This is a genomic window from Enterobacter sp. T1-1 (genome assembly GCF_000710795.1).
GTDB classification, from domain to species: Bacteria; Pseudomonadota; Gammaproteobacteria; order Enterobacterales; family Enterobacteriaceae; genus Enterobacter; species Enterobacter cloacae.
On sequence record NZ_JALW01000022.1, the window covers coordinates 25,052 to 37,245 of the forward strand.

Sequence of the window (12,194 nt, forward strand, 5' to 3'; positions counted from 1 at the left end):
CATTACTTAGTAATACGACCCTGCGCATCTTTCAGCGCGGCATCGACAGTCTGACGACCGCTTGCGGCGTTAATTACCGCAGTACGGGTGGCATACCAGAACGCGGCCATCTGTGGGATGTTCGGCATGATTTCGCCTTTCTGGGCGTTATCCATGGTTGCCGCGATGCGTGGGTCTTTCGCCAGCTGATCCTGGAAGGATTTCAGCGCAACGGCACCCAGCGGTTTGTCCTTGTTCACTTCATCCAGACCCTGATCGGTCAGCAGGTAGTTTTCGAGGAACTCTTTCGCCAGCTCTTTGTTCGGGCTGGCGGCGTTGATACCTGCGCTTAGCACGCCGACGAACGGTTTAGACGGCTTGCCGTTGAAGGTTGGCAGCAGCGTCACGCCGTAGTTGATTTTGCTCTTGTCGATGTTGGTCCAGGCCCACGGACCGTTGATAGTCATCGCGGTTTCGCCTTTGTTGAACGCCGCTTCCGCGATGGAGTAATCGGTATCCGCGTTCATGTGTTTGTTCTTGATCAGATCGACCAGGAAGGTCAGACCCGCTTTCGCACCCGCGTTGTCCACGCCCACGTCTTTGACGTCATATTTGCCGTTTTCAAACTTGAACGCGTAACCGCCATCGGCAGCAATCAGCGGCCAGGTGAAGTACGGCTCCTGCAGGTTGAACATCAGCGCGCTCTTACCTTTCGCTTTCAGCTCTTTATCCAGTTTCGGGATCTCTTCCCAGGTTTTCGGCGGGTTAGGCACCAGGTCTTTGTTATAAATCAGAGACAGGGCTTCCACTGCAATTGGATAAGCGATCAGCTTGCCGTTATAGCGAACGGCGTCCCAGGTGAACGGGAACAGTTTGTCCTGGAAGGCTTTATCAGGCGTGACTTCCGCCAGCAGGCCGGATTGTGCATAACCCCCGAAACGGTCATGCGCCCAGAAGATGATGTCCGGGCCGTCACCGGTTGCCGCAACCTGCGGGAATTTCTCTTCCAGCTTGTCCGGGTGTTCTACGGTGACTTTGATACCGGTGTCTTTTTCGAATTTTTTACCCACTTCGGCCAGGCCGTTATAGCCTTTGTCGCCGTTAATCCAGATAACCAGCTTACCTTCTTCAATTTTGGCGAGAGCCGGTGCGGAAATCATCATTGCTGCAAGGGCGGACAATGCGAAAACGCGTGCGCCAGTCTTGATCTTCATATCTGCCATCCTTTTTTGGTGATGTGCTCGTGGATACATAAGGTGGTTCAACGTCACTCAGTCTCCTTATTTGACATCCTCTTTCCATCCTCCCAACCCCTACGCCCCACCCCCGGTTTGTGTGATCTGTGTTGCATAAATTTAAGTTATGAGTGCTGGCGCACATAAAAACACGCTGAATTTTGCAGGTGGCTTCACGAATTTTGCCTCAGCCCGCCAGCTGCGGTCGCAGAGCCTGCTCTCTCATCCTCCCGCCTCCTCCCCCATAAAAAAGCCGGGGGGTGGAGGATTCGCGAAAGTAATGGATACCCCATAGTGAACTTATCTTGAATGTTTCTGTCGGTGACAGGTTGTAACGAAGGGAGAAGGGCATGGCGAGCGTACAGCTGCGTAATGTAACGAAAGCCTGGGGCGACGTAGTGGTGTCAAAAGACATCAATCTCGACATCCACGAAGGTGAATTCGTGGTGTTTGTTGGCCCATCTGGCTGCGGTAAATCAACTCTGCTGCGTATGATTGCCGGTCTTGAAACCATCACCAGCGGTGATTTGCTGATTGGTGATACCCGAATGAACGACATTCCGCCTGCCGAACGTGGCGTTGGCATGGTGTTCCAGTCTTATGCACTTTATCCCCATCTCTCCGTCGCCGAGAACATGTCCTTTGGCCTGAAGCTGGCGGGGGCGAAAAAAGAGGTGATTAACCAGCGCGTCACGCAGGTGGCAGAAGTGTTACAGCTGGCACACCTGCTGGAGCGTAAACCGAAGGCGCTTTCCGGTGGTCAGCGTCAGCGCGTCGCGATTGGCCGTACGCTGGTGGCCGAACCACGCGTCTTCCTGCTGGATGAACCGCTTTCTAACCTGGATGCCGCGCTGCGCGTCCAGATGCGTATCGAAATCTCCCGTCTGCATAAACGTCTTGGCCGCACGATGATTTACGTCACCCACGATCAGGTCGAAGCGATGACGCTGGCCGACAAAATTGTGGTGCTGGACGCAGGCCGCGTGGCACAGGTGGGTAAACCGCTGGAGCTGTATCACTATCCGGCAGACCGCTTTGTTGCGGGCTTTATTGGCTCGCCAAAGATGAACTTCCTGCCCGTCAAAGTCACGGCGACAGCCATTGAACAGGTACAGGTGGAGTTGCCAAACCGTCAGCAAGTCTGGCTGCCGGTCGACAGCGCCAACGTACAGGTGGGGGCCAACATGTCCCTCGGTATTCGTCCTGAGCATTTACTGCCGAGCCACATCGCCGATGTGACGCTGGAAGGTGAAGTTCAGGTCGTCGAACAACTTGGTCACGAAACACAGATTCATATCCAGATCCCCGCCATCCGTCAGAACCTGGTCTACCGCCAGAATGACGTGGTGTTGGTAGAAGAGGGTGCCACATTCGCTATCGGTTTGCCGCCAGAGCGTTGCCATCTGTTCCGCGAGGATGGCACTGCATGTCGTCGGCTGCACAAAGAGCCAGGCGTTTAAGCAATCCCAAAAGAAGACACGAAACCGACAGGTCAAGTGTTCAAAGAAAAGCAATGATCTCAGGAGATAGAATGATGATTACTCTGCGCAAAGTCCCTCTGGCACTCGCCATTGCGGCAGGCATTATGTCTGCCCAGGCAGGCGCTGTAGACTTTAAAGGTTATGCTCGTTCCGGCATTGGCTGGACCGGGAGTGGCGGTGAACAACAATGTTTCCAGGCAACCGGTGCTCAAAGTAAATACCGTCTCGGTAACGAATGTGAGACGTACGCTGAGCTGAAACTGGGCCAGGAAGTGTGGAAAGAGGGCGACAAGAGCTTCTATTTCGACACTAACGTAGCGTATTCCGTTTCTCAGCAGAACGACTGGGAATCCACCAGCCCGGCCTTCCGTGAAGCTAACGTGCAGGGTAAAAACCTGATTGAGTGGCTGCCAGGCTCCACCATCTGGGCCGGTAAGCGCTTCTATCAGCGTCATGACGTCCACATGATCGACTTCTACTACTGGGACATCTCAGGTCCTGGTGCCGGTATTGAAAACATCGATCTGGGCTTTGGTAAACTCTCTCTGGCAGCTACTCGCTCTTCTGAATCAGGCGGTTCTGCAACCTTCGCCGATCGTGATGCCAACGGCGACCGTGTTTATGACAACGTTGTACCTAACGACGTCTTCGACGTGCGTTTAGCCGGTCTGGAAACCAACCCGGGCGGTACGCTGGAGCTGGGCGTTGACTATGGTCACACCAACATTCCTGACGACTACTACCTGCAGCCTGGCGCTTCTAAAGATGGCTGGTTGTTCACTGCTGAACACACCCAGAGCATGATGAAGGGCTTCAACAAGTTCGTACTGCAGTACGGTACGGATTCCATGACCTCTAACGGCAAAGGTATTCCACAGGGCGGTAGCGTTGATAACGATGGCTCCATGTGGCGTGTGCTGGACCACGGTGCAATCACCCTGGCAGACCGTTGGGACCTGATGTACGTCGGTATGTACCAGAACATCGATCGTGACAACAACAACGGTACCGAGTGGTGGACCGTGGGTGTTCGTCCGATGTTCAAATGGACGCCAATCATGAGCACCCTGCTTGAAGTGGGCTACGACAACGTCAAATCTCAGAGAACTGACGAGAAGAACAGCCAGTACAAAATCACCCTGGCACAGCAATGGCAGGCAGGCGACAGCATCTGGTCCCGTCCGGCTATCCGTGTCTTCGCAACCTACGCGAAGTGGGATGAGAAATGGGGTTACGCAAACAACAGCGACACTGGCTACACCTCCGGTGTGGCTTACAGTGACACCTCTGCGAAAACCTTCAGCCGTGGCGACAACGATGAGTGGACCTTCGGCGCCCAGATGGAAATCTGGTGGTAATTCGTTAGACCTGACGTAATGACCTGAAAAGAGGGGCGCAAGCCCCTCTCTCCTTAGGGTGCTGCGCGCTATTGCCTGGCCACCGCAGTGCTCACGCTATCAGAGGTAATAACAATGAAAATGAAGAAAAGTCTCGTCGCGCTGTGCCTCTCTGCGGGGCTGTTAGCCTGTGTTCCGGCCGTCTCCTTTGCAGACGTGAATTTCGTGCCACAAAATACCAGTGCTGCGCCCGCTATCCCGGCAGCGGCACTCCAGCAACTGACATGGACGCCGGTTGATCAATCCAAAACGCAGTCGACTCAGCTCTCTATGGGTGGCCAACAACTGAACGTGCCGGGGATTTCTGGCCCCGTTGCGGCTTATAGCGTACCGGCAAACATTGGTGAATTGACCCTGACGCTGACCAGCGAAGTGAACAAACAGACCAGTGTGTTTGCGCCAAACGTCTTGATCCTCGATCAAAACATGACGCCATCGGCGTTCTTCCCGAGCGACTATTTTAGCTATCAGGAACCGGGCGTGATGAGTGCGGACCGCCTGGAAGGCGTTATGCGCCTGACGCCTGCTCTGGGTCAGCAAAAGATTTACGTGCTGGTATTCACAACAGAGAAAGATTTGCAGCAGACAACAAAGCTGGTTGACCCGGCGAAAGCTTATGCCAAAGGCACCGGTAACTCTGTCCCGGATATTCCGGATCCGCTTGCCCGCCATACCACTGATGGCCTGGTCAAACTGAAAGTTTCCACCAACAGCGCTTCCAGCGTACTCGTTGGCCCACTGTTTGGCTCGTCTGGTCCTGGTCCGGTGACTGTGGGGAATACCGCTGCACCTGTTTATACCGCGCCAGCGGCTACGGCAGCCGCGACCGCAGCCCCAGCTCCGGCGAAGAAAGCTGAGCCGGTACTGAACGACACCGAAGAATACTTCAACAACGCCATTAAGCAGGCGGTGAAGCGCGGCGATGTCGATAAAGCGCTGAAACTGCTTGATGAAGCCGAACGTTTAGGTTCAACCACTGCCCGTTCCACCTTTATCAGCAGTGTAAAAGGCAAGGGGTAACCGTTTCCCCACAGTGCTGATTTGTTAGTAGTTTAGTGCGCCTGAGTGGGCGCACTTTTTTTCGTGCCGCTCGCGCTGTTGCACCATTGTTGCGATAGTGATCGCTAAATAACGTTTGACCGCCCTCAATGCGCTTTTCTGCGATACAATGCCATTACGTTATGTATCGGAGAGTCCGGCATGTCACACCCTGCGCTAACGCAACTGCGTTCGCTGCGCTATTTCGACCAAATACCTGCGCTTGACCCGCAGCAGCTTGACTGGTTGCTGCTGGAAGATTCCATGACTAAACGTTTTGAGCAACAGGGCAAGACGGTTACGGTGACGATGATTCAGGAAGGGTTTGTCACCTCTGCTGACATCACCAGTGAGCTGCCGCTGTTACCTAAAGAAGAACGCTACTGGTTGCGTGAAATTCTGCTCTGCGCGGATGGTGAGCCGTGGCTCGCCGGGCGAACCGTGGTGCCTGAATCCACCCTTTCCGGGCCAGAGCTGGCACTGCAACGGCTGGGAAATACCCCGCTCGGGCGGTACCTTTTCACCTCGTCTGAACTTACCCGGGATTTTATTGAAATTGGACGCGATGCCGAACTGTGGGGACGTCGTTCCCGTCTTCGCCTGAGCGGTAAACCGTTAATACTGACGGAGCTTTTTTTACCGGCATCGCCGTTGTACTGAGAGGAAGAAAAAAATGGAGTGGAGCCTGACGCAGAACAAGCTGCTGGCCTATCACCGCTTAATGCGTACCGATAAACCCATCGGCGCGCTACTGCTGTTGTGGCCGACATTATGGGCGCTATGGGTGGCGACGCCGGGCGTTCCACCGTTGTGGATCCTGGGCGTGTTTGTGGCCGGTGTCTGGCTGATGCGTGCGGCGGGCTGTGTGGTCAATGACTACGCCGATCGTAAATTCGACGGACATGTGAAACGGACAGCTAATCGTCCGTTACCCAGCGGGCAGGTCACAGAGAAAGAGGCCCGCGTGCTGTTTATCGTGCTGGTGCTGCTCTCCTTCCTGCTGGTGTTAACCCTCAACACCATGACCATCCTGCTTTCCGTTGCGGCCCTCGCGCTGGCATGGGTCTATCCGTTTATGAAACGCTATACCCATCTGCCGCAGGTGGTGCTCGGCGCGGCGTTTGGCTGGTCGATCCCAATGGCGTTTGCGGCGGTCAGCGAGTCGGTACCGCTGAGCTGCTGGCTGATGTTCCTGGCGAACATTCTCTGGGCCGTGGCTTATGACACGCAATATGCGATGGTCGACCGCGATGACGATCTGAAAATTGGCATTAAATCGACCGCCATTCTGTTTGGTCGTCACGACAAGCTGATTATCGGTATCCTGCAGGTCGCCGTGCTGGCACTGATGGTGGCGATTGGTCGCCTGAACGGGCTCAACTGGGAGTTTTACTGGTCAGTGCTGGTGGCGGGGCTGCTGTTTGCTTATCAGCAAAAGCTGATCGCAAAGCGTGAGCGTGACGCCTGTTTTAAAGCGTTTATGAATAATAACTACGTGGGCCTGGTGCTGTTCCTGGGGCTGGCGATGAGCTATTTTGGCTGAAAAAAAGCCCGGTGACGCTGAAGATTACCGGGCCTGCATGATATGAAGCGTCAGATTGTGAGCCGGGTAAGGCGAAGCCGCCACCCGGCTTTTTCACATCACTCGCCCTGCGTCGCACTCTCAATCGTCAAACGCACGTCGGAGGTAATCAGCTCTGCCAGCATCTGATACACCTTCAGCGTCTCTTCCGGCTCGGCATCGCCCGTGTCGCTAATGAACCCTTCATCACGCAGCGTCAGTACCAGTGAACTGAAGACCGCTTTGTCGAAGAATTCCGGGGCGTTGATGCCGTGCAGAACGGAAAGGCGCTGTGCAAGCGTCCGGCTCTCTTTCTCCAGCGTACCGCGGTTAATGGAGGGGTTCGCGCTCAGCAGCCAGAAGGTGATAGCGTAGCGCTGCAGCGTTTCACGCGCACCCGCCGCCAGCAGTTGCAGCGTACGGGAGCGTGACGGATTGATATGCAGCTCGTCGTTAACAACGGTAATTAGCCCCTGACGACGCAGCTCCTCGGTCATTTTATCCAGCTCAATCGCCAGTTCATCCTTGCTCCAGCGCAGGAACAGCTCTGCTTTCAGCATCGGATAGAGCGTCTCTACATGACGCAGCAGCTCCTGACGAGAAATACGGCGATGCTGGGTAATGATCGCCGCCATCAGCGACGGCAGCATCAGCATATGCGCGATATTGTTACGATAGTAGGTCATCAGCACCGCCTGCTCGCGCGGGAGAATGATGATGTCGCCAATCGTATCTTTCTCGACTTCAAACTTGTTCATCTGCAGCGCATGGTCGATCAGCTCGCTCGCCGTGCTGGCAGGCGTCGTTGAATCCACCGAGTAGGGAACGTTGCGCATCAGGTCAAGATAGCAATCCAGCTGCTCCGTAAGCTGTTCACGGGTCAGGGAGCGTTGACGTGACGCCAGCAGCGCCGTACAGCAGAGGTTCATGGCGTTTGCGGCACCGGCATTGTTAATACGCACCATCAGCTCAGCCGCGATACCGTTAACCGTAGGCGTCAGCCAGGCTGGACGCACCGCTTCGATAGGATCGATAGACTCGCGCCAATCGGGAACATGGTTGTTCAGGTACGTCATCAACGGCATCGGCTCGCCGAAGTTTACGTAGCCCTGACCAAGATTGCGTAGCTTGCTCAGCCCGCGCAGCATCTGCGGCAGGCTCTCTTTCTCTTTAGTCGCCCCGCGCAGCTCTTTGGCGTAAGTCCCCACTTCCATGACGTGCTCATAGCCAATGTAAATGGGCACCAGCGTGATGGGACGAGTGCCGCCGCGCAGCATCGCCTGGATGGTCATCGACAGCGTGCCAGTTTTCGGATCCAGCAGACGGCCGGTTCGTGAACGGCCCCCCTCCACGAAGTACTCAACGGAATAACCGCGGCTGAACAGCTCGCCCAGATATTCACGGAATACGGTGGAGTAGAGCTTGTTGCCCTTAAAGGTACGACGAATGAAGAACGCCCCCAGGCGGCGGAAAATCGGGCCTGCTGGCCAGAAGTTCAGGTTGATACCGGCCGCGATGTGCGGTGGCACCAGCCCCTGGTGATAGAGCACATACGAGAGGAGCAAGTAGTCCATGTGGCTGCGGTGGCAGGGCACATAAACAATTTCATGCCCGTCATGCGCCAGTTGGCGAACGCGCTCGGCGTTATGGACGTTAATGCCCTGATAGAGGCGGTTCCATGTAAAGCCCAGGATGCGGTCAGAAAGACGGATCATCTCATAGGAGAAGTTCGCGGCAATCTCTTCCATCAGCGCAATGGCGTTCTGCTGTGCTTTTTCATGAGAAATCTTTTTACTGCGCGCTTCGTCTTCAACAGCACGGGCGATCGCTTTGGAAGCCAGCAGCTTGTTGAAGAGATCCTGACGCGCCGGAAGGCGAGGGCCAACGGCGGCCAGACGCTGACGAGCGAAATGCATGCGCGCCACGCGCGCCAGTTTTTGCGCGATGATCTTATCGGTGCCGTGCTCGTCGGCCATCCGGCGTAGCGAGACGGAAGGGGAGAAGCGCACAAAGCTGTCGCGCCCCAGCCAGGAGACGGCGAAGAATTTCTGGATGCCATTAAGCATGCGTAACGGTGGGTTCTCTTCCCCTTTTTCGCGGCCCGGACGACGACCAAACATCACCGACACCGGCACCATCTGCACATCCAGATCGGGATTGCTGCGATGCAGGTCGAGATAGTCGTGGAACAGCTTAATGGACTCTTCTTTTGGCGTGTAATAGGTAAACACGCGTGGCCCACCGTGAATGAACACGTATCGCGGCAACAGCGTACCGTCGACTTCTAACGGTTCAAGCGGGTCAGGTAAATCATGCGCCAGACACTGGGCGCGAAGCGTCAGCAAGTCTGCCTTCGAGTTATAAGGCAAAACATACATAATAGGGCGCGACGTATCGAGCCCCAATTCCAGCGCGGGTTCTGCTGGGATAGACTTACTTTTTACCAGGACGCTTAATGGTAAATTAAGTAATTTGTAGTAAATTCGTGGCCAGCCAGACATAAACGATGTAAAGCCTCTGGTTAATAATGCAATTGCGGCGCAAGGATAACAGAAAGCGCGCGAAATTACTGTTGTTACCCGTCATACTTCAGGCTACAGCGCAACACGTTGCGCCTCCTGTTATTGACGCTATTTCAAATAAAAGGTTCTTTTAATGGCCAATAATACCACTGGGTTAACCCGTATCATTAAAGCTGCTGGCTATTCCTGGAAAGGTTTTCGCGCCGCTTGGGTCAACGAAGCCGCGTTTCGCCAGGAGGGTGTCGCCGCGATTGTCGCGGTGATTATCGCCTGTTTCCTTGATGTTGATGCCATTACCCGCGTGCTTCTGATCGGCTCCGTGCTGTTGGTGATGATAGTGGAAATTCTTAATAGCGCTATTGAGGCCGTTGTGGACCGTATTGGCTCTGATTTTCACGAACTTTCTGGCCGGGCAAAAGACATGGGCTCTGCTGCCGTGTTGCTGGCGATTATCACTGCGGTCATCACCTGGGTCACGCTGCTTTGGTCACATTTCCGATGAGCCTCGAGGAATAATTAAGTCCCTGGTTTTTTGTGCAGTTTTTGGTTCCAAAATCGCCTTTGACTGTATATACTCACAGCATAACTGTATATACACCCAGGGGGCGGAATGAAAGCGTTAACGACCAGGCAGCAAGAGGTGTTTGATCTCATTCGGGATCATATCGGCCAGACGGGTATGCCACCCACGCGTGCGGAAATCGCGCAGCGTCTGGGCTTCCGTTCTCCGAACGCTGCCGAGGAACACCTGAAAGCGCTGGCACGTAAAGGCGTAATTGAGATTGTATCGGGTGCTTCACGCGGTATCCGCCTGCTGGTGGAAGAAGAGACGGGCATTCCGCTGGTGGGGCGCGTCGCGGCAGGTGAACCTCTGCTGGCGCAACAGCATATTGAAGGCCACTATCAGGTTGATCCGGGCATGTTCAAGCCGAGCGCGGATTTCCTGCTGCGTGTAAGCGGTATGTCCATGAAAGACATCGGTATTCTTGACGGCGATCTGCTTGCGGTACATAAAACGCAAGACGTGCGTAACGGCCAGGTTGTGGTGGCACGCATCGATGATGAAGTCACCGTTAAACGCCTGAAAAAGCAAGGTAATACGGTTCAGCTGCTGCCGGAAAACAACGAGTTTTCCCCGATTGTGGTAGACCTCCGCGAACAAAACTTCTCTATCGAGGGGCTGGCGGTAGGGGTCATTCGCAACGGAGAATGGTTGTAATCTCATCCTGACAGGCTACGGATCTGCCGTGGCCTGATTCCTTATCCACTCCCGGTATTTTTTCATGTCACTGCTTACGGCATCCGATAAGGCATTGTGGCGTCTTGCACTGCCGATGATTTTTTCCAATATCACCGTTCCTCTGCTGGGGCTGGTGGATACGGCAGTTATTGGTCACCTTGATTCACCCATCTATCTGGGCGGCGTGGCGATTGGCGCGACGGCGACCAGCTTCCTTTTTATGCTCCTGCTCTTTTTGCGCATGAGTACCACCGGGCTCACGGCGCAGGCGTACGGTGCTAAAGATCCTTTGCGTCTGGCGCGTGCGCTGGTTCAGCCGTTAATTCTGGCGCTTGGGGCAGGCGCGTTAATCGCTATATTACGTACCCCACTGATTGATCTGGCGCTGCATATCGTTGGCGGCAGCGAGGCGGTACTGGAGCAGGCACGACGCTTCCTGGAAATTCGCTGGCTCAGCGCGCCCGCGTCGCTGGCCAATCTGGTTCTGCTGGGGTGGTTACTCGGCGTGCAGTATGCTCGCGCGCCCGTGATCCTGCTGGTGGTAGGCAACCTCCTCAACATCGTGCTCGATCTCTGGCTGGTGATGGGCCTGCACATGAACGTGCAGGGTGCGGCACTGGCGACGGCGATTGCCGAATACGGGACGTTTATCCTCGGTCTGTGGATGGTCTGGCGGGTGCTTGTCATGCGGGGGATCTCCGTTACACTGCTCAAGAGTGCATGGCGAGGCAATATCCGCACCCTGCTGGCGCTTAATCGCGACATTATGCTGCGCTCATTGCTGCTGCAGCTCTGTTTCGGCGCACTGACGGTCTTTGGCGCCCGGCTTGGGCCAGATATCGTCGCGGTGAATGCCGTTCTGATGACGCTGCTGACCTTTACCGCCTATGCACTGGATGGCTTTGCCTATGCTGTGGAAGCGCATTCCGGCCAGGCATACGGCGCACGTGAAAGTGGTCAGTTGCGGGATGTCTGGCGGGCGGCCTGTCGGCAGTCGGGGCTGGTGGCGCTGGCGTTCGCGCTGATTTACGCCTGGTTTGGCGAACAGATTATTGCGTTACTCACCTCCCTTCCTGCACTGCGCGAGCTGGCAAGCCATTACCTCATCTGGCAGGTCATTTTGCCGGTGGTGGGGGTCTGGTGCTATCTGCTGGACGGTATGTTTATTGGCGCGACGCGAGGAGCGGAGATGCGTAACAGTATGGCGGTGGCGGCGGCTGGTTTTGCCCTGACGCTGCTCACGCTCCCCTGGCTGGGTAACCATGGTTTATGGCTCTCCCTGGCGGTCTTTCTCGCGTTGCGAGGCCTGTCACTGGGCTTTATCTGGCACCGGCACTGGCAAAACAATACCTGGCTTCCTTCCCGCAACGATATATCGTGACGGTTAAAGATTCCGAATATGAAATCAACTGCCGAATCCTTAACTACAATTATTATCACGTCCAGCAGAAAAGAACGTAACGGACGTTACGACCCGACGCTTAACTAAGAGGACACGATGATGAATAAAGACGAAATCGGCGGCAACTGGAAGCAGTTCAAAGGTAAAGCGAAAGAACAGTGGGGTAAGCTGACGGATGACGATATGACGGTCATCGAAGGTAAACGCGATCAGCTTGTCGGTAAAATTCAGGAACGCTACGGTTACGAGAAAGACCAGGCGGAAAAAGAGGTCGGCGACTGGGAAAAACGCAACGACTACCGTTGGTAACCGTGTGATACCCGACAGTACAAGGAAGTA

At 55.1% G+C, this 12,194-nt stretch carries 11 protein-coding genes and 1 pseudogene; 10 read left to right on the top strand and 2 right to left on the bottom strand.

What is annotated here, in order from left to right:
- Positions 1 to 2 precede the first annotated feature (2 nt).
- Complete coding sequence (malE, locus tag AK59_RS0109640; protein WP_014830274.1) at positions 3 to 1,193, bottom strand: maltose/maltodextrin ABC transporter substrate-binding protein MalE; 1,191 nt, start codon at positions 1,191 to 1,193, stop codon at positions 3 to 5.
- A 371-nt stretch (positions 1,194 to 1,564) separates the two neighbouring features.
- On the opposite strand from malE, the gene malK reads away from it, so the two are divergent.
- The 5 genes from malK to ubiA all read left to right on the top strand — a co-directional run bounded on the left by malK (position 1,565) and on the right by ubiA (position 6,673).
- Complete coding sequence (gene malK / locus AK59_RS0109645; RefSeq protein ID WP_008500080.1) at positions 1,565 to 2,674, top strand: maltose/maltodextrin ABC transporter ATP-binding protein MalK; 1,110 nt, start codon at positions 1,565 to 1,567, stop codon at positions 2,672 to 2,674.
- A gap of 71 nt (positions 2,675 to 2,745) precedes the next feature.
- A complete protein-coding gene (locus tag AK59_RS0109650) occupies positions 2,746 to 4,053 on the top strand; it encodes a maltoporin (protein WP_013095047.1) in 1,308 nt (435 codons plus the stop codon).
- Positions 4,054 to 4,167: 114 nt separating this feature from the next.
- Entirely contained in the window at positions 4,168 to 5,112 is a 945-nt protein-coding gene (gene malM, locus AK59_RS0109655) for a maltose operon protein MalM (protein WP_023622494.1), read from the top strand.
- Positions 5,113 to 5,292: 180 nt separating this feature from the next.
- Positions 5,293 to 5,790 carry a chorismate lyase gene (gene ubiC / locus AK59_RS0109660; protein WP_029882656.1) on the top strand — a complete coding sequence of 166 codons (498 nt, stop codon included), beginning with the start codon at positions 5,293 to 5,295 and terminating at the stop codon, positions 5,788 to 5,790.
- Between the two features lie 13 nt (positions 5,791 to 5,803).
- Positions 5,804 to 6,673, top strand: a complete 870-nt coding sequence (gene ubiA / locus AK59_RS0109665; RefSeq protein ID WP_013095050.1) for a 4-hydroxybenzoate octaprenyltransferase — start codon at positions 5,804 to 5,806, stop codon at positions 6,671 to 6,673.
- 98 nt (positions 6,674 to 6,771) lie between these two features.
- Here the strand turns inward: ubiA and plsB are convergent, their stop codons facing one another.
- Positions 6,772 to 9,192 (bottom strand): glycerol-3-phosphate 1-O-acyltransferase PlsB, encoded by a 2,421-nt coding sequence (plsB, locus tag AK59_RS0109670; RefSeq protein ID WP_013095051.1) that lies wholly within the window; start codon positions 9,190 to 9,192, stop codon positions 6,772 to 6,774.
- A 154-nt stretch (positions 9,193 to 9,346) separates the two neighbouring features.
- Here plsB and AK59_RS0109675 point away from each other — a divergent pair, with 154 nt between their 5' ends.
- The 5 genes and pseudogenes from AK59_RS0109675 (at position 9,347) to AK59_RS0109690 (ending at position 12,164) form a co-directional block, all read left to right on the top strand.
- Positions 9,347 to 9,715, top strand: a complete 369-nt coding sequence (locus AK59_RS0109675) for a diacylglycerol kinase (protein WP_013095052.1) — start codon at positions 9,347 to 9,349, stop codon at positions 9,713 to 9,715.
- 108 nt (positions 9,716 to 9,823) lie between these two features.
- A complete protein-coding gene (lexA, locus tag AK59_RS0109680) occupies positions 9,824 to 10,432 on the top strand; it encodes a transcriptional repressor LexA (protein WP_013095053.1) in 609 nt (202 codons plus the stop codon).
- A gap of 64 nt (positions 10,433 to 10,496) precedes the next feature.
- Positions 10,497 to 11,834 (top strand): MATE family efflux transporter DinF, encoded by a 1,338-nt coding sequence (dinF, locus tag AK59_RS0109685; RefSeq protein WP_029882657.1) that lies wholly within the window; start codon positions 10,497 to 10,499, stop codon positions 11,832 to 11,834.
- Positions 11,831 to 11,905, top strand: a pseudogene (locus AK59_RS1000000125405) (hypothetical protein); the annotation flags it as partial. The gene dinF and the pseudogene AK59_RS1000000125405, both read left to right, overlap by 4 nt.
- Positions 11,906 to 11,954: 49 nt before the next feature.
- Complete coding sequence (locus AK59_RS0109690; protein ID WP_020686626.1) at positions 11,955 to 12,164, top strand: CsbD family protein; 210 nt, start codon at positions 11,955 to 11,957, stop codon at positions 12,162 to 12,164.
- Positions 12,165 to 12,194: the final 30 nt, after the last annotated feature.